The sequence below is a fragment of the Bacillus sp. F9_6S_D1_P_5 genome, assembly GCF_054823925.1.
Genome location: NZ_JBTREW010000008.1, coordinates 1 through 19793 on the forward strand (window position 1 = coordinate 1; position 19793 = coordinate 19793).

31 protein-coding genes and 4 pseudogenes are annotated in these 19793 nt (G+C 32.7%); 31 read left to right on the top strand and 4 right to left on the bottom strand.

Going from position 1 to position 19793, the window contains the following annotated elements:
• Positions 1–123: 123 nt before the first annotated feature.
• Positions 124–321 carry a helix-turn-helix transcriptional regulator gene (locus tag ACUXEY_RS11330; protein ID WP_327960740.1) on the bottom strand — a complete coding sequence of 66 codons (198 nt, stop codon included), beginning with the start codon at positions 319–321 and terminating at the stop codon, positions 124–126.
• Positions 322–471: 150 nt separating this feature from the next.
• Between ACUXEY_RS11330 and ACUXEY_RS11335 the strand changes: the two are divergent.
• From ACUXEY_RS11335 to ACUXEY_RS11350, 4 pseudogenes are all read left to right on the top strand, one after another.
• Positions 472–784 (top strand): annotated as a pseudogene (locus ACUXEY_RS11335) (hypothetical protein).
• Positions 785–789: 5 nt separating this feature from the next.
• Positions 790–876 (top strand): annotated as a pseudogene (locus ACUXEY_RS11340) (Bax inhibitor-1/YccA family membrane protein); the annotation flags it as partial.
• A 268-nt stretch (positions 877–1144) separates the two neighbouring features.
• Positions 1145–1406: pseudogene (locus ACUXEY_RS11345) on the top strand (thiaminase II/PqqC family protein); the annotation flags it as partial.
• 297 nt (positions 1407–1703) lie between these two features.
• Positions 1704–2360 (top strand): annotated as a pseudogene (locus ACUXEY_RS11350) (pPIWI_RE module domain-containing protein); the annotation flags it as partial.
• 83 nt (positions 2361–2443) lie between these two features.
• Here ACUXEY_RS11350 and ACUXEY_RS11355 read toward each other — a convergent pair.
• The gene (locus ACUXEY_RS11355; protein ID WP_461300709.1) at positions 2444–3553 is read right to left on the bottom strand and encodes a site-specific integrase; all 1110 of its coding nucleotides are present in this window, start codon (positions 3551–3553) and stop codon (positions 2444–2446) included.
• Positions 3554–4097: 544 nt separating this feature from the next.
• Here ACUXEY_RS11355 and ACUXEY_RS11360 point away from each other — a divergent pair.
• The 3 genes from ACUXEY_RS11360 (at position 4098) to ACUXEY_RS11370 (ending at position 5717) form a co-directional block, all read left to right on the top strand.
• Complete coding sequence (locus tag ACUXEY_RS11360; RefSeq protein ID WP_461300710.1) at positions 4098–5249, top strand: AimR family lysis-lysogeny pheromone receptor; 1152 nt, start codon at positions 4098–4100, stop codon at positions 5247–5249.
• 37 nt (positions 5250–5286) lie between these two features.
• The gene (locus ACUXEY_RS11365; protein ID WP_000720288.1) at positions 5287–5433 is read left to right on the top strand and encodes a hypothetical protein; all 147 of its coding nucleotides are present in this window, start codon (positions 5287–5289) and stop codon (positions 5431–5433) included.
• A 155-nt stretch (positions 5434–5588) separates the two neighbouring features.
• A complete protein-coding gene (locus ACUXEY_RS11370) occupies positions 5589–5717 on the top strand; it encodes a hypothetical protein (RefSeq protein WP_000836785.1) in 129 nt (42 codons plus the stop codon).
• A gap of 35 nt (positions 5718–5752) precedes the next feature.
• Here ACUXEY_RS11370 and ACUXEY_RS11375 read toward each other — a convergent pair whose 3' ends face one another.
• Entirely contained in the window at positions 5753–6106 is a 354-nt protein-coding gene (locus tag ACUXEY_RS11375) for a helix-turn-helix domain-containing protein (protein ID WP_053564396.1), read from the bottom strand.
• Between the two features lie 199 nt (positions 6107–6305).
• On the opposite strand from ACUXEY_RS11375, the gene ACUXEY_RS11380 reads away from it, so the two are divergent.
• Genes ACUXEY_RS11380 through ACUXEY_RS11435 form a run of 12 tightly spaced genes read left to right on the top strand, consistent with a single transcriptional unit; the run spans position 6306 to position 10665 of the window.
• Positions 6306–6497 carry a helix-turn-helix domain-containing protein gene (locus ACUXEY_RS11380; protein ID WP_000854271.1) on the top strand — a complete coding sequence of 64 codons (192 nt, stop codon included), beginning with the start codon at positions 6306–6308 and terminating at the stop codon, positions 6495–6497.
• 56 nt (positions 6498–6553) lie between these two features.
• Positions 6554–6820: a helix-turn-helix domain-containing protein gene (locus ACUXEY_RS11385; RefSeq protein WP_229138006.1), complete on the top strand. Its 267-nt coding sequence runs from the start codon at positions 6554–6556 to the stop codon at positions 6818–6820.
• A complete protein-coding gene (locus ACUXEY_RS11390) occupies positions 6820–6984 on the top strand; it encodes a hypothetical protein (RefSeq protein ID WP_088122880.1) in 165 nt (54 codons plus the stop codon). Before ACUXEY_RS11385 ends, ACUXEY_RS11390 begins: the two co-directional genes overlap by 1 nt.
• A 29-nt stretch (positions 6985–7013) precedes the next feature.
• A complete protein-coding gene (locus tag ACUXEY_RS11395) occupies positions 7014–7190 on the top strand; it encodes a hypothetical protein (RefSeq protein ID WP_461300711.1) in 177 nt (58 codons plus the stop codon).
• Positions 7191–7196: 6 nt separating this feature from the next.
• Positions 7197–8072 carry a DnaD domain-containing protein gene (locus ACUXEY_RS11400; RefSeq protein ID WP_461300712.1) on the top strand — a complete coding sequence of 292 codons (876 nt, stop codon included), beginning with the start codon at positions 7197–7199 and terminating at the stop codon, positions 8070–8072.
• On the top strand, positions 8020–8883 hold the full coding sequence (locus tag ACUXEY_RS11405) for an ATP-binding protein (protein ID WP_461300713.1): 864 nt from the start codon (positions 8020–8022) through the stop codon (positions 8881–8883). The genes ACUXEY_RS11400 and ACUXEY_RS11405 overlap by 53 nt, the downstream gene beginning before the upstream one ends.
• A gap of 2 nt (positions 8884–8885) precedes the next feature.
• A complete protein-coding gene (locus ACUXEY_RS11410) occupies positions 8886–9080 on the top strand; it encodes a hypothetical protein (protein ID WP_461300714.1) in 195 nt (64 codons plus the stop codon).
• A 16-nt stretch (positions 9081–9096) separates the two neighbouring features.
• The gene (locus ACUXEY_RS11415) at positions 9097–9375 is read left to right on the top strand and encodes an AbrB/MazE/SpoVT family DNA-binding domain-containing protein (protein ID WP_461300715.1); all 279 of its coding nucleotides are present in this window, start codon (positions 9097–9099) and stop codon (positions 9373–9375) included.
• Positions 9368–9727 (top strand): cell division protein SepF, encoded by a 360-nt coding sequence (locus ACUXEY_RS11420; protein ID WP_461300716.1) that lies wholly within the window; start codon positions 9368–9370, stop codon positions 9725–9727. The genes ACUXEY_RS11415 and ACUXEY_RS11420 overlap by 8 nt, the downstream gene beginning before the upstream one ends.
• Before the next feature lie 18 nt (positions 9728–9745).
• A complete protein-coding gene (locus ACUXEY_RS11425; RefSeq protein WP_461300717.1) occupies positions 9746–9913 on the top strand; it encodes a DUF3954 domain-containing protein in 168 nt (55 codons plus the stop codon).
• A gap of 25 nt (positions 9914–9938) precedes the next feature.
• Positions 9939–10190 carry a helix-turn-helix domain containing protein gene (locus ACUXEY_RS11430; protein ID WP_098849791.1) on the top strand — a complete coding sequence of 84 codons (252 nt, stop codon included), beginning with the start codon at positions 9939–9941 and terminating at the stop codon, positions 10188–10190.
• Positions 10191–10209: 19 nt separating this feature from the next.
• On the top strand, positions 10210–10665 hold the full coding sequence (locus ACUXEY_RS11435) for a nucleoside triphosphate pyrophosphohydrolase family protein (RefSeq protein ID WP_461300718.1): 456 nt from the start codon (positions 10210–10212) through the stop codon (positions 10663–10665).
• 1401 nt (positions 10666–12066) lie between these two features.
• Here ACUXEY_RS11435 and ACUXEY_RS11440 read toward each other — a convergent pair.
• The gene (locus tag ACUXEY_RS11440; RefSeq protein WP_001123250.1) at positions 12067–12351 is read right to left on the bottom strand and encodes a DUF4183 domain-containing protein; all 285 of its coding nucleotides are present in this window, start codon (positions 12349–12351) and stop codon (positions 12067–12069) included.
• A 194-nt stretch (positions 12352–12545) separates the two neighbouring features.
• Here ACUXEY_RS11440 and ACUXEY_RS11445 point away from each other — a divergent pair, with 194 nt between their 5' ends.
• From ACUXEY_RS11445 to ACUXEY_RS11500, 12 genes are all read left to right on the top strand, one after another.
• Entirely contained in the window at positions 12546–12719 is a 174-nt protein-coding gene (locus ACUXEY_RS11445) for a hypothetical protein (RefSeq protein ID WP_461300719.1), read from the top strand.
• A 17-nt stretch (positions 12720–12736) separates the two neighbouring features.
• Positions 12737–12859, top strand: a complete 123-nt coding sequence (locus tag ACUXEY_RS11450; protein ID WP_461300720.1) for a DUF3983 domain-containing protein — start codon at positions 12737–12739, stop codon at positions 12857–12859.
• A 116-nt stretch (positions 12860–12975) separates the two neighbouring features.
• Positions 12976–13146, top strand: a complete 171-nt coding sequence (locus ACUXEY_RS11455; protein ID WP_461300721.1) for a hypothetical protein — start codon at positions 12976–12978, stop codon at positions 13144–13146.
• Between the two features lie 26 nt (positions 13147–13172).
• Positions 13173–13655, top strand: a complete 483-nt coding sequence (locus tag ACUXEY_RS11460) for an ArpU family phage packaging/lysis transcriptional regulator (RefSeq protein WP_098345036.1) — start codon at positions 13173–13175, stop codon at positions 13653–13655.
• Positions 13655–14197 carry a site-specific integrase gene (locus ACUXEY_RS11465; protein WP_326275569.1) on the top strand — a complete coding sequence of 181 codons (543 nt, stop codon included), beginning with the start codon at positions 13655–13657 and terminating at the stop codon, positions 14195–14197. The genes ACUXEY_RS11460 and ACUXEY_RS11465 overlap by 1 nt, the downstream gene beginning before the upstream one ends.
• Positions 14198–14732: 535 nt before the next feature.
• Complete coding sequence (locus ACUXEY_RS11470) at positions 14733–15854, top strand: hypothetical protein (protein ID WP_461300722.1); 1122 nt, start codon at positions 14733–14735, stop codon at positions 15852–15854.
• Between the two features lie 50 nt (positions 15855–15904).
• The gene (locus ACUXEY_RS11475; protein WP_135277310.1) at positions 15905–16306 is read left to right on the top strand and encodes a hypothetical protein; all 402 of its coding nucleotides are present in this window, start codon (positions 15905–15907) and stop codon (positions 16304–16306) included.
• Positions 16307–16789: 483 nt separating this feature from the next.
• Positions 16790–17209 carry a VOC family protein gene (locus tag ACUXEY_RS11480; RefSeq protein WP_461300723.1) on the top strand — a complete coding sequence of 140 codons (420 nt, stop codon included), beginning with the start codon at positions 16790–16792 and terminating at the stop codon, positions 17207–17209.
• A gap of 440 nt (positions 17210–17649) precedes the next feature.
• Entirely contained in the window at positions 17650–18597 is a 948-nt protein-coding gene (locus tag ACUXEY_RS11485; protein WP_461300724.1) for a hypothetical protein, read from the top strand.
• Positions 18598–18997: 400 nt separating this feature from the next.
• Positions 18998–19219, top strand: coding sequence for a hypothetical protein (locus ACUXEY_RS11490; RefSeq protein ID WP_044797994.1), 222 nt, complete (start codon positions 18998–19000; stop codon positions 19217–19219).
• A 13-nt stretch (positions 19220–19232) separates the two neighbouring features.
• A complete protein-coding gene (locus ACUXEY_RS11495; RefSeq protein WP_461300725.1) occupies positions 19233–19586 on the top strand; it encodes a hypothetical protein in 354 nt (117 codons plus the stop codon).
• A complete protein-coding gene (locus ACUXEY_RS11500; RefSeq protein ID WP_461300726.1) occupies positions 19577–19792 on the top strand; it encodes a hypothetical protein in 216 nt (71 codons plus the stop codon). The genes ACUXEY_RS11495 and ACUXEY_RS11500 overlap by 10 nt, the downstream gene beginning before the upstream one ends.
• Position 19793: the final 1 nt, after the last annotated feature.

Sequence of the window (19793 nt, forward strand, 5' to 3'; positions counted from 1 at the left end):
TTTCTAAATTCTATGATTTTATATTGTTTTCTTTCACTAAAATCAAAAAAGATTCCGGAGTGTTGGGAACCCCTTCAGGGTTTCCCAACACTCTGTGAAAAAGACGGTGAATACCGTCTTTTTTTATTTTATATCTTCTTCGATCCAAATTTCTTCTAATTTCATTTCCAGTGCACGAGCAATACGATATGCAACAGGCAAGGTTGGAAGTCCACCTTTTAATAAGTTCGTCATTGCAGAATTACTTATATTAGCTTTCTTTGCAATATATCCATATTTAATGCCTTTTTCATCAAGGATTTGTTTTAATTGGTTTCGCATAATTTCCACATCCATTTTAAATTTTTGCTTGTCCATATAAATATTTTGAGAATGGACAGGCAAAATCCTTCTTTCTAGGTCATATACCTATATCAAGACCACAAGGAATACTAAGTGGAATCAAGTACATCAAGAGGGGAGAGGGCGCGTATGCGTTGGCAATATTCACATTTGAATGAATCGCCTTACCTGTATCCATCAAAAGAATTGAGAAATATGTATAGAGGTACTAGGGGTAAAAAAAGAAACAAACGCAATTGTAGACTACAGGGAAAGATATGAAGTTTTTAATAATCATGAATACAAAGCATATTAACGTTTATCAAGCGATATAATGGATGATTTATATGAAGATGAGTATGAAGTGCTTGAGTGGGGAGATGTAATTAATGAGTATCAGCCAGTTATGACATCTAAGGGATTACAACACATTCGAAAAGAGGGATTCAAATGCCAATCGTAGGAGAAGCGGTAGTAGGGCTTATTATGACATTAGTATGGTTATACTTGGAGATCCTTCGTCTGGTTTCTTACATTATGAAAAACAAAGACTAAAAAACATCCTGCATGTTTCAAACATGCAGGATGTTTTTGTGAAGGTTTGTGTAATAGAAGAAATATAAAAAAAGTGCTAACAAGTTTGCAAACAAATTTGCTAACACCTATACAGAATAGACATAAATTATCGTGTCTTATTTGAAAATAGCTTTAATCAGTTAAATTACACTTATAAGCAATGCTCATAAAAATAGTCTTAATATCAAGAGTTTAACCATCGAGATATTTTATGACTATCGAGTCATAAACGGGGCATGATATTGATTTCTACCCAATTAATGAACGTTTAAAAGGGCGTCAGCCAGAAGAGCTAATTTATTAAGTATGGATTGGATTGGTCCTGTACTCTAGTTGAAGAGCAAATTACAAGATTAGATACGATTGCTGAAAAAGTGACAGAGTCTGACCGCAAGCAAATAAAACAGCATTTTATTATTAGCAGTCAATATGAATATTCATTTTGGGAAATGGCATATACATTAGAACAGTGGCCAGTGAATACAGAAGCGAAAAAGGTAATAGGATAGTGAAAAGAGGTATTGCTATACAAATGTATGGACAATACCTCTTTTTATACTCTTTTGTAAAATTATTGTAAATTCCAAATACAATACGCAATATATATTTTATAATTCTAATGTAATATATTTACGATAAATAAGGAGGACTATGTATGATAATTTCTTTTAACTTTTATCAGAGTTATTTCATTAATATGTTAGTCGGATAAGCGGTATTTGCTTCTCTTTTAAGTAATTAGATTATGTGATCATACTTTAGTTTTTTTGTGATCAAGAAAAATGAAGAAAGGAAGTAATCATTTTATGGAAAAATTAAAGTTGTTAACATTTGAAAATATAGTAGAACCTCTTTTAAACGAAAGCGTATCATTTATATATTTTCCTATTGAATGGCTTGATATTGTAGAGATACATTATAAAACATTTTTATTAACGAGTAAGTTGAAACGGTTGAATGAAAGATTATATGATATGTTTTCTGATATATTATTTATTCAGCATAATCCATATGTATTAAATGAAAATACACCATGGATTGTATGTAAAGAACCTATTAGAAAAGAACAACTTGATTATATTTTTCAAAGTTGGTATGAGATTATTCATGATTGGAAACCTAATAAATTAATAGAATCGCCAAAATATGAATGGCATTACGATTTAATTTCTAATTTAAACGTACTACATGATAAAGAAGTATATTCTAAGTGGGTGCCCGCTTTAATTTCACATATTTTTTGTGAACATCCCGTACTATTAGAAAATATAAACGAAAAAGATATATATTTTTCTCCTCTTAGATCACAAAAGATTTGTGAGGCGATGTCAGAGCCTATTAAAGATGAAAAAACACAAGACTATTTTGCCTATGTATTTCGATTCGAATATTTAACACGCGGAGGAGAGAATATTCCATTATTAAATGTTTCAATTGGAATTCGGAGATTTTATCAAGAATATAAGATGATAGGTTAAACAAACCCTGATATAACAACGTTTGTTTGACCTATTTTTTTGAATTGCAAACATTTTGCAAACATAAGTTATCCAAAGATGCTTTTACCAAAGTTTTTAACGGCTTCTTCTTGCATGTTCGGTAAAACATGAGAATAAACACTCAATGTCATTGAAATGTCTGTATGACCTAATCTTTCACTGATAATTTTAGGATTAACTCCTTGCTTCAATAGTATAGTTGCGTGTGTATGTCTTAGATCATGGAATTTAATTTCTTTTACGCCTGCGTTGTGTATCGCTCTAATAAAATTTTTTCTGAAATTTGCTTTTTTTATTATCATTCCAAACTCATTACAATTAATTAAATCAAAATCTTGATAAGCAGAACCAAGCCTTAATTTCTCTTGATTAATTAAAACCTTATGCTTTTTTAAGGATTCTATAGTTTCTTTAGGTACGGGAATGGTGCGTTTTGACGAATTTGTTTTTGCTGTTTTTTTGATTTTATTGTCATGGCCAGATGTTTGGTTTATTGTAACGGTATGTTTTTCAAAATCAACGTCCTGCCATCGTAAGCCTAGAACTTCACCCATACGCATACCTGTAGTTATTGCAAGAAGATACCCAATGTGATATCGTGATTCTTGTGAATGCAAAAGAAACTTTTTTACTTCTTCCTCTGTCCAAGTTTGGATAGAGGTTCTTTCTTTTTTAGGTATCTCAGCAAAATCAGCTGGATTTCGAGAAATAATATTTTGTTTTACAGCGAGATTTAAAGCACTCTTTAAAATTCTATGCATAAGGAGAACAGAATTGTTTGCAATATCTCTATCTATCGCGGTTTTATAGCACTTTTGAATGTGCATAACATTTAATTTATGGAGTGCGACCATTCCAATACTAGGTATAACATGTTGGTTGATAAATGCCCTATAACCGACAAAAGTACTCCTTTCTATACTCATACTTTTAATTTCTAACCAGTGATTTAGGTAGTCTTCTAAGGTAACTTTAGACGGCTCTATAAAAGTCCCTTCATTCAACTCTGTAATCTTCTTCGCAACATCAGCCTGTGCTTCTTTTTTTGTCTTATATCCAGAAAACCATTTCTGTCTTCTTTTTCCTGTCTCTGGATCAGGTCCGATATCAATAACAATACAATACTTATTTCCTCTTTTTCGAATATGTCCTTTCACTTAAAACACTCCTTCATTTGTTTTGAATCATGTTGTATAAGTCTAGTTTTAATTTTGCTGCTATGAAAATTACATGTTTGGACATATCAGCGATGGATATATTTTACCATATAAAAATAAATTGAGTTATAGGATAGAGTTTTCATTTGTTGTTAAAAAATATTGAAATCTCTACTCTAGTTATCAAATGCAATATTGCATATTTTATTGGGGGTCTAAAAAACAAGACGTATATTAATATTTTCAACTTTCTCAAGTATTTTCAGAATATGAGAGAATAGATGTTTGGGTTATTTGTGATAGAATATTCTTAATAATATAATTTGACGGAACGAAAAAGACCCATAGCGTGTGTAATTGTGCTGGGAACACTTTTACACCGTTTGCCCTAATTGTAGTAGGGAAAACATTTGCCATGAGCCTTTCAGTTACGACTATGCGTAACATATACGGCTAGTATAACACAGCCTTTAGACGTAATTCATCATTAAGGTGCGTTTTCAAGATAGGGAAGTGTGTCTTGTTCCAATAAGGGGGACAAAACATGTGGAAAGCTCTAAATCAAATTGAAAAAGAGTTATGTGCAGCTGGAATAAGGAAAAATAAACTAGCAAATTATTGGGGAGTTAAGCCAAGTACTGTTACGAAAATTTTTAAAGGTAACACAGACATGAGTTTTGGCTTTCTTTCCAAAACAGTCATCCTATTAAACAAAGGCATACGGGTTCAAGAAAATCTATTAATGGATTATATATATGTAACGAAACCAAAATCAGAAAACTTACGTGAGGCAATGGAAGATTTAGCTTTAAGAGGAAAGTTTAATCTATTAATTAATATTATAAATAGTGAATCACAATCAAAGGTAGCAGAAAATAGAGAATTTGCTAATGTGTATCGAATTATATATAAACGATATATAGGTGAAATTGATGCTGCACAGTACCATAAGGCATTAAGCTTGGAAAGCAAATCAATAAGAACAATAGAGATGGAAGTGTTAATTGAAATTTTATTATGTCAAGCGCAATATCAATCGGGTAACTTTACTTCTTTAATTGAGCGATTAAAATCTCTTGAAATAAAAATAAATAAAATAAGTAATAGGTATATTCGAGAATGTTATAAATTACGATATAAAGAAGCAATTGCCGTTACTTCTTTGCAGGGTGGTGAAGTCATTGAAGCAAGGCATGTTAGTATGGAATTATTAGATGATCTTGAGTGGGATAACTTTTTTTCTTTTCCAAAAGTAAATGCATATTTAAAGTTAGGTGAATCGTATATTTTTTCAGCCAATGAATATGAGAGAGCAAAATATTATTTGGAAAAGACTTTAGAAGTGATAGGAGATAGTAAGACTAATGGAATTGAGACAAAAAGAAAAATGGTACAACATACATTATCATTTCTAAAGATTCATCATGATAAAGAAATTAGTAGCTTAGATGTTGTTCATTCAGGTGAACTAGCATATTTAAAGATTAAACAAGGTAACAAAATGGAGGCGAGAAAACTATTAAATCGATTAAAAGAGAAGAATGGAAGTTTAACAGACATACAGACTGCATATTTAGCTTTAACATATGAAGGTACTAAAAAAGAAGAGTTAATGAAACGTTCTCTTTTGATGTGTCAAAAGTCAGGGAATATATTTTATTCGAATTTACCAAAAATACACTTGGGTTTAATTTGAATAATTGGTATAATTGTCTTCGGAAAGAGGTGAAATAATGAAAAAAATAATTAAAATTATTCCTGCACTATTAATAGCTGCTACATTATTCATTAACACTGATTCTATAAAAGAAAAACCTAGTACAAATGATTCAAAACCTACAGTTCAACAAATGATGGTTGACCCTGGTGGCGGTTGGTAAAATACATAATAAAAGTTTATATATATTACAAATGACATCGTCTTAATTGACGATGTCATTTGTAGTTTTGGGAGAAATTTCTTTTTTCGTTGAAAAAAGAAAAAAGAAATTTTTGTAAAAAAAATACAAAAACACAAAGAGGGAGATAGAAGAAGATGAAGAGCAAAGAAGGGGAAGTTAATCTAATTAAACAAGCGTTATTACTTTTGCAAAAAGAGGATGATCCGAAAGAGGCATTATTTTCTATCTGTTTGAGTGAAACAAAAAAAGAAAAAGTTATGTAAAAAAGACTATCTAACTTTTTGATAGTCTTTTTACACTACATATTTCCTTTAGATTTTTCGTAGTTCACAAACATCTCTAATTGTTCTAATGCTTTTTTTCGTTGTTCTTCGGGTAAGTCATTAATGATTTGAAGAATTTCGTGTGCTTCTTTTGTTAGCTGCAAATCTTGGCCCGCTGTTAAATCTGGTGAATCAGATAAACCTAACAAATAATCTGTTGTTACTTTTAAATAATTTGCTATCTTCTGAAGTGTACGTGTACCGGGTGCTTTTTTCCCTTCGACATAATTATAAACAGAAACATGACTAACACCAATTACATCAGCTAACTGTTGTTGGGTGATGCTCTTCTTTTCAATTAATGATTTTAACCTCTCATGACTAAACATAATAAAAAACACCCCAAGTTTATTTTATATGAAATTATTTTTTTAAATCACTATTATGGTGTCACACTGTCATTATATATTAACTATCAGTTAAGTGGAAAGGTAATTTTTTTTAAAAAAGTTTTGGGAAACACTTGAACTTAACCTAAAGTTAAGTTAATATGTAAATAACAACAAAAACGGAAGAGAGGAGTTGTTTATGAAAACTCTAAAACAGCTACGTGTAGAACAGGGATATACATGTAGGGAAGTAGCTGAAGCCGTGGGTATTACTGAGGTTTATTATTGGTATATTGAAAACGGGAAGCGTCGACCTTATTATGACTTAATTGTAAAAATTGCTGAGTTTTTTAAAGTGAAGCTAGATGCAATTAAAATTTTTTGCCCATAACTTAACTGAAGGTTAAGTTATGTTTGGTTAAGTAAATTAGAAAGGAGCAAAACAAAATGGGATTAGATCAAATCATTAAAGAGTCAATCCGCGAAGTTGTTCGAGAAGAAATTCAAGCAGCTTTAGCTTCATTCCAACAACAATCACAACCAAACAAGGTAATGCGAGTGAAGGAAGCAGCAGCTTTCTTAAACATAGCGGTTTGTAGGGTGTATGAATTAGCAAATCATCCTAAGTTTCCAGTGATAAGAGAAGGGCGTAAACTACTTTTTCTACAAAAAGATTTGGAAGCGTGGTTAGAAGCACAAAAGGAGGTGATTTAGTGGAAGATACAACATCATTAGCAGTATTCGCAATGTTTATCGCGTGCAGTGCATCGCTACTTTACATTACTTACGAACCAATAAAACGATGGGCTTGGAGTGACGTAAAACAAAATAAAAAGACCCATGGCAGTGGGTCCTTTAAGAAAAACAAGTTGTTATAAGTATACCACGGAAAGTAGGGGAATAGTACATGGATTTAATTGAATATCAAGTGCTATTACCTAATAAGTTCTGGGACTTAGCAGAGAGCAAGGATGAATTAAAAAAGATGATTAAACGGTATTTCAAAGTTGTTTATCCTCATTATGAAATTCAACGAATTATCCAAAGTGGACAAGCATATGTGGCGGTTTGTACAAGGAGGTAAATATTTATGTCAAACATAGTAACTGAAATTGGTGGGTTAAATTTCAAAGGTAATGTGGTAGATCATGAATGGTTTAATTACATCACTTTTAGTAATGGTAAACCTCATATTGTAGCGATTATGGTTTTGAGTGAAATTGTTTATTGGTATCGCCCTACAGTTATTCGAGATGAAATAGATGGGAAAGTAACTTACAAGAAAAAATTCAAAGCAGACAAGTTACAAAAAAATTATCAACAGTTAGCCGATACTTTTGGATTTACAAAATTACAAGTGAAAAGAGCATGTGATTTATTAACGGATATGCTACTAATAAAAATCGAGTTTAGGACTATCAACGCTGATGGAAAGATTTTGAATAACGTAATGTTTGTGGAGCCTGTACCAACAGAAATAAAGAAAATTTCTAGTATGTATCAACAAATAGAGGAAGGCCCTGGTTACTTAGAAGTAAATAGGGTGGTTACTTCTAAGTCAAGACTCTCCTCACTTACAAGTAAGGAGTCTCCTAATTTTAAAGTAAAGACAAATACAGAGATTACTACAAAGATTACTACAGAGAATGTAAGTAGTAGTATCTTCTCTTTCTATGAAAATAATTTCGGTGTTTTAAATTCATTCATAGCTGAAAGTATTTCGCAATGGGTAAATGATACAGGCGAAGAACTTGTACAAGCAGCTATGGAACGTGCTTTGAAACAGCAGAAGAAATGGAATTATGCTGAGGGCATTTTAAAACAGTGGGTTAATAAAAATATTCGAACTTTAGCTGATGTTAATGCAGCAGAAATAGAGTTTAAAAATAAAGGTAAAAAAGGAGAGAAAAACAATGCAAGCGTTAGGAAAAACAGTAGCTTCATCGAAAAATACGATTTTGAGTAAATTTGCTCAAAGTTATGTGTTGTCTCCTAATAGATGTACAAATGTTTTCTTGGTCGGGAAAGACAAAATTAAAGACGTTTGTAATAAACGTTTACTTATAGATACAAAAACAAATGAAGAGTTTTGTCCACAATGTAGATCGGTAGAGCAAGAGGACCAGCAACTTGCAAAAGAAACCCTTGATATTAAGAAGAAAAACGAAATTATTCATTTATACGATTCGTTTTCAGATAACAGTCTTATTAATCCTAAGTTAAAAAAAGCGACATTTGATAACTATGAACCACCTTCAAAGGAATTAGCAAAGGCTAAAGAAGTAATGATGGATTTTGCTAGAAATTTTGATCCTAACAATTCGGAAAGCATTGTAATCACAGGTGATTATAGAGTCGGAAAGAGTCATTTATGTGTTGCGGCTACAAAAGAAATTATGAGGAAAGGTTACAGTGCAATGTTTATAGAAATGAACGCACTCTTTACAAAGATTACATCTACTTGGAATAAAAATAGCGAATTAACAGAGGACAAGCTAATGTCTATCCTGGCAAATGTGGATGTACTTGTATTAGATGATTTTGGAGCCGAGTTCACAGAAAAAGATGCTGAGGGAGTTACTTGGAAGAAAACGAAAACAAAGGATATTCTCGAGCGCAGGCTAGGCAGAACGAACTTATTTACAACAAACTTTGGAGTTATGGAGTTAGCTGGAATGTACGGAGAGCGTGAGTTTAGTCGGATTATGGAAGATACACAAGTTTTGAAAATGCATGGTGAAAATTACAGTTTACGTAATTTCAAAAAGGAGGAATAGGCATGTGTGTATTATGTCATGATACAGGAATTATTCGTAAAGAAACTTATCCAGGTATAACTCTAACGGAAGGGTGTAATTGTGAAGTTGCAAAGCGACAGCAAGCAGAAAATGATAAACGTTGGCAAGCATGGTTAATAAAATTCGAATCAATGAAACAAGAGTTACAACGTAATAAACAACAAAAAGTTAGTTAACAAGGGGGAGAAAGCTATGAAAAATACAGGTGTTGCAAGAAAAGTGGACGAGCTAGGGCGTGTGGTAATTCCAATAGAGTTACGCAGAACTTTGGGGATAGCTGAAGGAACGGCACTAGAATTTCATGTTGATGAGGAAAACGTCATTTTAAGAAAACAAGAAAAGTCATGTTTTGTAACAGGTGAAGTTTCCGAATCAAACATAGAATTACTGGGCGGTCGAATGTTTTTGAGTAAGGCAGGAGCAAGCGAGTTACTTGATGCTCTTGAAAAGAGCGTGAAGGTACATGCCTAAGCAATTAAATATTTTCGATGTAGAGCCAGCGATTTGCGAGTTTGATGTAATGAAAGCAAATGTAAAAAAAGGAACTGGACGCGTTACATATGCAGATGTACGTGTCCAAGTCCCAAGAAATGCAAAGGGTACGGATGAATTACCACGCACGACTAAACAAGATGATCGTTATGACATCTTTGAACAATATGTAATGGCAATTTGGAGGTTTCAACGAGCTGTAGATAAGTTCTTTAGTTGGGAAACAGCGGAAGAGTTATGTAAGGCAGCAAGGGATAAAAAAGAAATCATTCCTGTAAGGATTTATTTAGGAAGTGGTTTTAAACCTGATGTTGTCGAGTACATGCGGTAGTAAAAGGGAGAGGGACATATGAAAAAAATAGAAATCGATGTTAGCAGCAACAAGCTTTTAATAGTGAAGGACGGAAATGTAATAGCAGTAAATCCACCAATGAGCGGATTTGGTGAGCAAGTCGCGGTTTGGGTAAACGGTAAAGTTGATCGTGTGGATACTAAGTTTACTGAAAAGATAAAATAATCATTTTTAGAAAGTAGGTTCGCTTATGAGTGTAGCAAGAAATCATGAAGCGATGAAAGAATCGCGTTTGAAAATATACATCGCTTTAGAAGAAGCTAACTTCATTTGGGATGAAAGAGATGTAATTCGTTTTCGTGAAATGTGGAGTCAGGGTATGAGCTTGCCAAAGATGGCAAAAGCATTAAGGAGGCATCAAGCGGAGGTTGCGCTCCTTGTAATAGATCAGGCTGATAAGTATTTAATTGAAAATCGTCCGATAGGATTAGGAATTTGCTAAATAGGAAGGGGACAACAAAATGAACGTTATGGAAAATGGCGTATTGGAAGCAACTAAATTAATCAGTAAATCAAAGGAAGGACAAGCTGAAATGAATATCAATCAAATTTGTGAATTAGATCAATATCAAGAAGCGGCATTACGTACATGGAATACAAATAATGATTTCGGTGGACGTGTTTTAAATGCAGCATTAGGGCTTACGGGAGAAGCTGGTGAGGTTGCTGATATTGTAAAAAAAGCTATTTTCCATGGTCATGGATTTGATCCGGCTCATTGTTTAGGTGAAGAGAACGGTAATACTCATAAGTTAGCTTTAGAGTTGGGTGACATTATGTATTATATCTCCATTATGGCTCATGAGATGGGATATACCTTAGAAGATATCGCTCAAATGAATATATCAAAATTAGCAAAAAGGTATCCAGAAGGGTTTAGTCGAGAAGCAAGTCAAGCACGTGTTGACGTGAAGTAAAGATTGCAATAAAAAGAGCCACGAGTTGTGAAGGCTCATGGCTCATTGTATAAGGGTAAAGTCAAATTAATGACTTTATAGATAAATAGTATCACAATTATCCAAATAAATACAATAAAGGTAAATTAATTGTTATAAAATTTGAATTTTGTAAAAAATATAAAAAGAGTATCAAAGATAAGTTTATAAATAAAAACTCTACTCTCAAAAGGGTGAGAGTAGAGCTTGTGGATAACAATGCTGAGTTCTAGGGATGGTGAACATCAGCAACTAGATAATAACATGAGTGTTCAGAAAAAACATTGAATAAATATTTACGATTTTTCAATTAATAGTAAATTATTTTGAAGCGAACAAAAGCGTTATTTTATAGTGATGCAAAAAGAGTACATATCGAATATGTACTCTTGAAAAAAAAGGAGGTGTATATAAGTGATGAAACACTATACTACAACATATGCTTGTCTCATTTAAAAGTGCAAGGAATATAACAAAATAGTTATTTAATAAAAAATCGTGTACAAAAAATGTACACGATTATATAAAAATTATGTCTTGTGTGCTCATTGCATTCTATGTTTATGGTATGTAAAACGTGATACATTACAATACATTAAAAGAGCACTTTTAGAAGTGCTCTCTGACCAAAACTAATATTGAAAAGAATACCCAAGATATTATATATATGTTTTTTACATAGGTGTAAATTTAAAACAAAATCTTTCTATTACACAACAAAGCAGCTAGTTAATAAAACTAACTGCTTGTTGTATAAAAGAAACGCTGCGCTTACAGAAATAGTTTGTAACTTTAAGTTACAAAAATAGTATGAACAGGGTTGAAAATGTTATTCAGAAATGAAAGAAAACAAAATAAAAAAGAGCACCATGCATAAGTGCTCTTTAAGATAGGAGGTAACACTTTGAGCTGAATGTTTAGGTTAAAAGTATATGATATAGAAAAGGAATAAGACCTAAAATTTATTTTCAGCTCAATACAAAAGAGCAGCTAGCAAAAACTAACTGCTCTGTGAATAAGAAGAACCCAATGGTCATTCGTATTCAACCTTGGTGTACCTATATTGTTAACATGTTTTAGAAATTTATTCAATATAAGAGCAGCTAACAAAAGTTAACTGCCCGCCTCTCGACCAAGAGAGCAAGAGTGGGAAGAATTTAAAACTACCTTTTAAATTCTTCTATAGTATCGGAAAATATTTAGAATTCTATTCGTATAAAACATAAAAAGAGCACGATATAAGTGCTCTTTTCGAGAGTGAGTATAAATACCAATCATTCTATATTAGTATATGCACTGCATTATGTAGTTGTTACTAAAATTAATTTCAGTTTTTAAAATTAGAGGTTTCTTTTAATGAAACCTCTAAAAAGATAACTAAATTTACGTTATTGTAAATTCGATTGCGATAGGAGTTCCTCCATCTAGGACAGCTCCTCCTACAATAGTAGCAGCTGTAGTAGTCACACCAGTAATAGTATCACCTGTTTGAATAACGCCATTAATATAAAGCGTTAAAAAAGCATAAGAAGCAGGGAATGTTGTTACAGCACCAGTGTCATCAGTGAAGTCTGTGTTAGCAAAAGTTAAATCTGCTCCAGCGACAGTCCCTGTTGCTGCTGTACTTACAAATCGTCTTCCAGCTATAAAGGGCTTAACGATAGGCATTTATGTTCACCTCTTTTTGAGAATAAACTCAGACAAGTTTTTTTAAAGTCTTGTCCTGTATTGTATTCTATGTTGTGCTTCCTTCAAAAGATACGGCTTGTACACTAGTAAAAAAGTATAATTCTTATTTGTTTATTAAATGTTGTATAAAATTAAACAAAATAATCCTTTGTATAGAAAGCGAGGTTAAAAGAATGGAAGGTAATGTAAAACTATTAGGTGAGGACGGAATGTACGGAATGGAGTTCACAGGAAGTAAGGTTAATGTTTATAACGATGCAGGATACGTGATGGAGAGTATGACAACGAGGGAGCAGGTTCAGGAAGTTATTGATTTTCTTGAAGAGTGCAAAGGACAAATGGAATAGAAAGTGAGGTTAGCAGAATGAAACCTTTGAAGAAAAGAAAAATTAGAAAAGCAATTGCTCGTCGTAAAAAAGAAGTGGAGAAGTATCCAGTTAATAAAGCTTGGAGAAACATCTTTGTACAAGCTGGTATTTTAAAGTAAAGCAAACAGAATATAGTCCGGCTAGAAAACTAGAGGATACCAATTCATTAAAGCGGCAGTTAAGGCTGTTTTAAGAATAGGTGTCCTTTTTATTTTGAAAAGGGAGATGGGGAATTATGAAAGCACTTAAGGATGAATTACGTGAGTGGAAAAAACAATCAAATCAAATGAAAAAGAAAACTAAGAAAAAGCGAAAAGAGAAGTTAAGTACTCGTGACATTGAAGGTTTAATGGGAATTTATGGCCCACGTTATGAACGTAGACGTGGAGCTTTAAGACAAAAGTAATTAAAAATAAAAAGGAGTGGTCTTCCATGACTAAACAATTATCTTTCTTACCAAAAATTGATAGAACAGCGACACAAGAGGAATTAGAAGGTGTGTTGGAAAGCGTACGTATACATAGACAATTTGGGATGATGCGTAAAGAAATGAAAGTCACTCCTTCTTATGAAATACGTGAGCACGGCCCTACACATGCAGTTGGGAAGCCGTTAGAAGATGTTGCTATAGCAAATATTCAGCAAAGCAAAAGAGAAGAGTGGCTTGAAAGAATGTCAGTACGTATTGATCAGTTTCTAAATCGATTAGGGAACGGACGTGCAGGAAGCATTCAAAGAGATATTATTTATAAACGTTATTTAGAAGAAGAGGACGTATGTGATTACATGGTTTATAACGAAATAGGGATGTCAGAGCGTACTTATCGACGTTGGAAGTCTAAAGCGTTTTATAAACTTGCTTTTGCACTTGGATTAGAAGTTTACGAGACAGAAGAAACGGGAGGTAATGAATAATGAACTTTGTTCAACCGATACGTGATCCAGAGCAAATACAGCAGCTTAAAGAGTATTTTAAGGAAAAGAGCCTACGTAATTACATTCTCTTCATTATGGGTATTAATACTGGGCTTAGAATCTCAGATATTTTGAAACTCAAGGTGAGAGATGTTAAGGGCAGTCATATATCTATGAGGGAAAAGAAAACAGGGAAGCAGAAAAGAATACAAATTACTGCAGCTTTGAAAAGAGAACTTAAATGGTTTATTGAAGAAAGAGAAGATAATGAGTATCTATTGCAAAGTAGACAAGGGAGGAATCGTCCTATTGGGCGTAGCATGGCATATAAGATATTAAGTGGGGCAGCGGCAGAGTTTGGATTAGATGAAATAGGAACACATACGCTGAGAAAGACGTACGGCTATCATATGTACATGCAAACAAAAAACATAGCATTACTCATGGAGATATTCAATCACTCGTCAGAGAAGGTCACATTACGTTATATAGGCGTAAACCAAGATGCAATGGATAAAGCAATGACTAGGTTTAAAATCTAATCATTGTTTATTTCTTTTTAAATATAGGGGTATCGCAGCATTTTAGAAAAAACACGTTAAAAGTATGCAAGATTTTATCCAGTTTTTTGGCTAATCCAGTAACAAACAAGAACCCTAAATCTACGCCAGGATAGGAATGTATAAAAAGATGCATAGGGTTATAGAAAAAGAAAAAGGCGAATTTCTTTTGAAAGTAGGTATTCGCCTTTTTCTTGCTACCGATAATTTGGTGTTATGTGAACTAGATTTGTATAGAGCATGCATTCAACCATTTCAAATCTTATTCAACTAAAGGACCATTTAATAGGGGTACAGCCAGCATTTTGGAAAAAAACCACGCTAAGAGTTTTTGAGTCATTTTATGCTTGTTTTAAATTGTTTTACGTTAGCAACCCATTTTAATAGTTTTTTCATTTTTCTCAATAACTTTACTATTTTTCGCATGATAATATGAATGTAGCAACTCCTTATTGCCTAAATACCACATTTTATGTAAGGATCTAAGGAGTTCAAACTCATAAAAGGAGAAAAGTGTATGATTAAAAAAATGAAAAAAACTGTACTTTCAGTAGTAACTGCTGCTACATTGAGTTTATCTTTTACCACAACTACACCTGCTGATGCCGCAACTTCTTATGGACCAGAAATGAAATCCGTTCTTATGTATGCTGGAAAATTCAATTCAACTACAACTTATAATCAGTATACTGATGCTGACCTTACAAATCTAATGAAGGGGGCTAATACATTTATTATTCTATCCGCCTTTGCTTCTAATCCCGACGATACTGACCATAAAGAAAAGGTTAATCTAATTCGTAAAATAGTTGCAAAGAATAGTGGTGCAAAAATTTGGATTTCTACTTTACATAGAGGTGCAAATAGTAATGATTTTACAGCTGATAAACTTACTACCGAACTTAACCAGTTTCAAGCAGATTTAGGGAGCACTATTTGGAAAAATAATATAGAAGGTATTTATGTGAATATTGAACACGTTTATAAAGATACTGCTGATCCAAAAGGAACTGATGAAACTGTTTATACTGGAGACTATTGGAACAAATTGAATAATAGCATGAACTCAAATGTTACTGTTAAACTTTTTAAAGCCTTAGATTCATGGGCCACTTCAAATGGTAAGAAAAAGTTAGGGTGGGCTCCTTATGTCGATACAGATACTGATATTTTAAGAAGGGTAGCTTGGGTAGCGAACCAAACAAGCCTTTTCGATATTATTCTATTACAACCAAATTGGTATTTTCATGGTGACATCCAAAATGGGAAAGTATTAAATAAACCAAACTATTTATTAAAAGTTGTTGAAAGAAGTATGAATAATGGAGCACTCTCTTATACTGATGGAAGCTATATCCTTCCTCAAGCCTATGTTAATAAGAGAGTAGGAAATATTGGGGTAGATATGGAATTTGATGAGAGATTAGCGAATAATTCAGTGAAATATAACCGTTTAATTGAATATGAATTAACCTTTAAAGAAAAATTACAGTCCGGAAAGTATCCGTTTACTTTCTATATGGGTTCTACAGGCATTGACAATAATAGATATTTGGATAAAAAGACACCATTTAATAAATATACATGGGAGTATATGGTTGATTATTACTCAAATGGTACCGTTCATCCTAAGCAATAATGATTTTATGAATAATTTGTTATATATATTATATTAGGAGGAACTTTATAATGAAATTGGGAAAATCTATCTTTACAATTACTTTAGCAGTTTTATTATTGTTTGGAGTACAACCTTCTCAAGTTACTAATGCAGCTATTGGATGTAGTGTCGGTACTTCAAGTAATGGAAAATTTGATACTAATACTCAATGGAAATGGGCAACTACAGTATGTGTTCCAAGCAAAACTTTAACAATTGATATCTATTATCTTAATGGATCAGCTGCCACCAATGTTAAAGTGAAAAATAGTCGAACTGGAGTAGAATACCTCTTAGATGAAACTTTTAGTGGCTCTAACAATAATATTTCTTTTAAGCTTCCTGAGACAGGTGACAATTGGCAAATATATGTTCAATCAGATGAATGGTTTACAAATACAAAAGGTACCCTGTATGCTACAGGTTCTTAATCAAGAAAACTAGTGTTTATTATATTTTTATAATTGACGATACTTCGTTTTCGTCTTTGTTTATGTCCAAATATATATAAATCCTACTTATAATTTCGACATTACTGTATTGAGTCTAAATCATTCAAGTAAAATTATGTCTTGCATTTAAAAACATATTATTGTGATAATTTTCTAAAGAGGATTTATATAATTAAGATAGTCAAACTATTAATTTATTAACAATTCTTGAAGAATGGATAAATTAACTCTATTAAATACTAAAAGACTGATTAACCTAAACGTGGATTAATCAGTCTTTTTAATATTCCAATTTGCTTAGCTTGGTTTTTTTCCGAAATGCTGGCGGTACGCCTAATAGAACAAGTTTGTGAAACTAGTGAAACATCATAAAGAAAATTGTAAGATTTTCAAAGGCAATAGGTACATAAAAAGAGAACATATTTATTAATGTTATTTGAATAACTAAAAGGAGAGAATAGAATGAAAAATAAATTATTGAGGGTTGGAACTATTTATATTCCTGTTATCAATGTAGAGCTTTCTTCAGAATGGTATGTAAACAAATTAGATGCAGAGTTAAGTTATAAAGACAAAGACAAGGCTATTCTTAACTTCGCAAACCAAAGTTTTTTTCTGGTTAAATCCCAAATAAATCAAAGCTTAAATTTTTACGATTTTTGTGGTGAAGAGCGCTTCTCTTTAACATTTGAAGTTAATGGTTTAAATACACTTGAATCAATCCATAATGATTTTATAAAAAAGGAAATAAAAGTTGGAGAAATCGAGAACAGAGGACACACTGGAAAGAACTTTGTTTTTTATGATTTAGATGGTAATAAATTTGATATTTGGAGTGAATTAAGTCCCATCTTCAAAGAAAAATATTTAATATCGCAATAAGAGAGTTTGATTATTCAATAAACAGTGGATTCTCAGGAATAAATATGGTGCCAACTAAGTTAAATCATTCTTCCGCAATCGGGTGCGATTGTGGAAAATAATAAGTACAAAAGGATCTTCAATCGAAGATCCTTTTCCAGTACCGATAACGAAAATTATGTAAATAAGCTGTCCACATGGGCAGCTTATTTTATTTTTGTGCATAGCGTAGGTTATTTTGCAAAATGTTGGTGGTATCCTTATACAGTTACTCATAATTTTCGTACTGTGTAACTCAAAAGAGAAAGTTAAATGGAACCATTGATACCAAGGGATTTGGCGAAGGGGTCAGTTACACACAATATAAGATATGGGTAAGTGGGTATTGAACTTATAGTTATTTTTAATGTTAAATATAAAGAGATAGTAATATTAATAATGATGATTAAGGAGTTGGGTATATGTACGGTTCAAATTGTATTGTTTGTAAAAATGCAGATGTCAGGATTCGTCAGATTGGTGGAGGCATGCATATAGAATGTTCTCAATGTGGGGAGTTTGGTATGGTAGCCAATACTGTAAGGGCGGTAATGGATAATAGTAAATTACAAGGAGAATTAGCAGCTATTCTGCTAGAGAGACATATTAAAGGAAAAGGTAGTATTAATATTTGTATTGATTTATCAGCAGATAACGCAGAGATTTTAAGAGAGTATCCGTTAGTTACATTGGATGAATTGATAAAACAATTTCCTAGAACTGTTTCTGAGCAGATGGATCGTGCATTAATGAATATTGCTGGTTTATCAGATTTCCCAGGTGAAAAAGTTTCAATACCATATGATAGATGCCATCTTTTATACACTAAAAGTTCGAGTGTAGAAGAAGTAAGTTTTATAATAGATCAATTGGTTGATGCTGGATTAGTTACACGTTCGGGAAGTTTGAGTAAACAAATAGTAGTCAAAGTGACGGCAAAGGGATGGAATAGAGTTGTAGAGTTAGAAAGAAATAAAGAAAATGAAAGTCAACAAGCATTTGTAGCAATGTGGTTTGGCGATGAAATGAATACTGTATATCAAAGGGCAATTAAGAGAGCTATAGAAGATGCTGGATATAACGCAATGAGGATAGATGAGTTGGAGCATAATAATAAAATAGATGATGCGATCATTGCTCAAATACAGAGAAGCAAATTTGTTATTGCAGATTTTACCGGTCATCGAGGTGGTGTTTACTTTGAAGCTGGATATGCTATGGGGTTAGGCATACCAGTAATTTGGTCATGTAGAAAGAATGATTTGGATAACTTACACTTTGATACAAGACAATATAGTCACCTTGTATGGGAAACAGAACAAGATTTGTATAAACTGTTACTGAATAGAATTAAAGCGACGATTAAATAAGTGGCAGAGTCTTGGCCGCTTTTTGGCAGGAAATGTGCCGGTTGTTTTGGAATCAAAGTGATATATTTGTATTGTGAGAAGTGGCGGAAAACACAACTCACTATGTTGTTTCTAAAATTCTAAACGGCTTCATAATGACGGCGCATAAAATCCGAAACCAGCAGATGGTACTGATTGAATGTTACCGTTAATAAGGAGAGCTTTTGCTCTTCTCTGAGCTAACAACATCCTAGGTAGATGGAATGAGGGAAACCTGATAAGTTTTCCGATAGTGTCTGTCGTGGTTGTTAGCTGAGAGAAAAATAAAACTTCACATACCGTAATTAAGCAAGTAAATAAGAAAATGATAAAAAAAGCATCCATTCGGGTGCTTTTTTTATTTTGTTAAGGAGTGAAATACATGAAACTAAACAAACAAGAACAAACAGTTATTATCGGTAAGTTAATCAATAATGTTATCGGTGTGGAGTTAGCAAAGCAACATATTGATCCACAAAAATTAGAGAAGGCTGTAGCATTGCATAACGAAATGAATGATGATATGACACCGAAGCAAGTACGAGAAGCGCTTATTAATGTACTGGATAAAGCGATAGATGAATTCTTAATTCCTAGGGCATAAGGAGTGAGTATAGATGTGTGAGGTACGTACAGAAACCAGATACTTTAATAAAGCTGTATGTCTAGTGTGCAGGCATCAAGACAAAGTGTATCATTCATCCAAGGAAGAATATCAAGAAGTAACTGTTTGTCCAAAGTGTAACGGTGCTTTTGTAGATATGTGGAAGTTAGGGAAGTATGAGAAACACATCAACAAGCATAAGGAATGTGAACATAAGTATCGATTGATGGATAGTAAAACAACACAGATACAAGCTGATAACAGACAAGTATCTATCCATATCTTTGGGAGTTTCTATTGCGAAAAGTGTCTTGATATTCAATTCCGCGGAAAGATTGAGGAAGGAGAAAAGAAGAGATGCAATTAACGAAACTTGAGAAGGCTGTTGCTCTTAGTATTGTTTTTAATGCTATTGATAATAAAGTGTTAATTGGACATGTAAGCAAGGAAAAAGTATCAGATGTGGTTGAAGTGTTTGAAGAGTTAAAAGAAACAACACCAGAGAAAGAAAAGGAAACTCATATAAATGTAATCAATAAGTTAATTGATTGTTTATTAAATGATAAGGAGTGAG

What these genes read in the sequence shown, in the direction of transcription:
- ACUXEY_RS11330 (WP_327960740.1), bottom strand. Translation starts at nt 321, where the DNA reads ATGCGAAACCAATTAAAACAAATCCTTGATGAAAAAGGCATTAAATAT.
- ACUXEY_RS11360 (WP_461300710.1), top strand. Translation starts at nt 4,098, where the DNA reads ATGTGGAAAGCTCTAAATCAAATTGAAAAAGAGTTATGTGCAGCTGGA.
- ACUXEY_RS11365 (WP_000720288.1), top strand. Translation starts at nt 5,287, where the DNA reads ATGAAAAAAATAATTAAAATTATTCCTGCACTATTAATAGCTGCTACA.
- ACUXEY_RS11370 (WP_000836785.1), top strand. Translation starts at nt 5,589, where the DNA reads ATGAAGAGCAAAGAAGGGGAAGTTAATCTAATTAAACAAGCGTTATTA.
- ACUXEY_RS11375 (WP_053564396.1), bottom strand. Translation starts at nt 6,106, where the DNA reads ATGTTTAGTCATGAGAGGTTAAAATCATTAATTGAAAAGAAGAGCATC.
- ACUXEY_RS11380 (WP_000854271.1), top strand. Translation starts at nt 6,306, where the DNA reads ATGAAAACTCTAAAACAGCTACGTGTAGAACAGGGATATACATGTAGG.
- ACUXEY_RS11385 (WP_229138006.1), top strand. Translation starts at nt 6,554, where the DNA reads ATGGGATTAGATCAAATCATTAAAGAGTCAATCCGCGAAGTTGTTCGA.
- ACUXEY_RS11395 (WP_461300711.1), top strand. Translation starts at nt 7,014, where the DNA reads ATGGATTTAATTGAATATCAAGTGCTATTACCTAATAAGTTCTGGGAC.
- ACUXEY_RS11400 (WP_461300712.1), top strand. Translation starts at nt 7,197, where the DNA reads ATGTCAAACATAGTAACTGAAATTGGTGGGTTAAATTTCAAAGGTAAT.
- ACUXEY_RS11405 (WP_461300713.1), top strand. Translation starts at nt 8,020, where the DNA reads ATGCAAGCGTTAGGAAAAACAGTAGCTTCATCGAAAAATACGATTTTG.
- ACUXEY_RS11410 (WP_461300714.1), top strand. Translation starts at nt 8,886, where the DNA reads ATGTGTGTATTATGTCATGATACAGGAATTATTCGTAAAGAAACTTAT.
- ACUXEY_RS11415 (WP_461300715.1), top strand. Translation starts at nt 9,097, where the DNA reads ATGAAAAATACAGGTGTTGCAAGAAAAGTGGACGAGCTAGGGCGTGTG.
- ACUXEY_RS11420 (WP_461300716.1), top strand. Translation starts at nt 9,368, where the DNA reads ATGCCTAAGCAATTAAATATTTTCGATGTAGAGCCAGCGATTTGCGAG.
- ACUXEY_RS11425 (WP_461300717.1), top strand. Translation starts at nt 9,746, where the DNA reads ATGAAAAAAATAGAAATCGATGTTAGCAGCAACAAGCTTTTAATAGTG.
- ACUXEY_RS11430 (WP_098849791.1), top strand. Translation starts at nt 9,939, where the DNA reads ATGAGTGTAGCAAGAAATCATGAAGCGATGAAAGAATCGCGTTTGAAA.
- ACUXEY_RS11435 (WP_461300718.1), top strand. Translation starts at nt 10,210, where the DNA reads ATGAACGTTATGGAAAATGGCGTATTGGAAGCAACTAAATTAATCAGT.
- ACUXEY_RS11440 (WP_001123250.1), bottom strand. Translation starts at nt 12,351, where the DNA reads ATGCCTATCGTTAAGCCCTTTATAGCTGGAAGACGATTTGTAAGTACA.
- ACUXEY_RS11445 (WP_461300719.1), top strand. Translation starts at nt 12,546, where the DNA reads ATGGAAGGTAATGTAAAACTATTAGGTGAGGACGGAATGTACGGAATG.
- ACUXEY_RS11450 (WP_461300720.1), top strand. Translation starts at nt 12,737, where the DNA reads ATGAAACCTTTGAAGAAAAGAAAAATTAGAAAAGCAATTGCTCGTCGT.
- ACUXEY_RS11455 (WP_461300721.1), top strand. Translation starts at nt 12,976, where the DNA reads ATGAAAGCACTTAAGGATGAATTACGTGAGTGGAAAAAACAATCAAAT.
- ACUXEY_RS11460 (WP_098345036.1), top strand. Translation starts at nt 13,173, where the DNA reads ATGACTAAACAATTATCTTTCTTACCAAAAATTGATAGAACAGCGACA.
- ACUXEY_RS11465 (WP_326275569.1), top strand. Translation starts at nt 13,655, where the DNA reads ATGAACTTTGTTCAACCGATACGTGATCCAGAGCAAATACAGCAGCTT.
- ACUXEY_RS11470 (WP_461300722.1), top strand. Translation starts at nt 14,733, where the DNA reads ATGATTAAAAAAATGAAAAAAACTGTACTTTCAGTAGTAACTGCTGCT.
- ACUXEY_RS11475 (WP_135277310.1), top strand. Translation starts at nt 15,905, where the DNA reads ATGAAATTGGGAAAATCTATCTTTACAATTACTTTAGCAGTTTTATTA.
- ACUXEY_RS11480 (WP_461300723.1), top strand. Translation starts at nt 16,790, where the DNA reads ATGAAAAATAAATTATTGAGGGTTGGAACTATTTATATTCCTGTTATC.
- ACUXEY_RS11485 (WP_461300724.1), top strand. Translation starts at nt 17,650, where the DNA reads ATGTACGGTTCAAATTGTATTGTTTGTAAAAATGCAGATGTCAGGATT.
- ACUXEY_RS11490 (WP_044797994.1), top strand. Translation starts at nt 18,998, where the DNA reads ATGAAACTAAACAAACAAGAACAAACAGTTATTATCGGTAAGTTAATC.
- ACUXEY_RS11495 (WP_461300725.1), top strand. Translation starts at nt 19,233, where the DNA reads ATGTGTGAGGTACGTACAGAAACCAGATACTTTAATAAAGCTGTATGT.
- ACUXEY_RS11500 (WP_461300726.1), top strand. Translation starts at nt 19,577, where the DNA reads ATGCAATTAACGAAACTTGAGAAGGCTGTTGCTCTTAGTATTGTTTTT.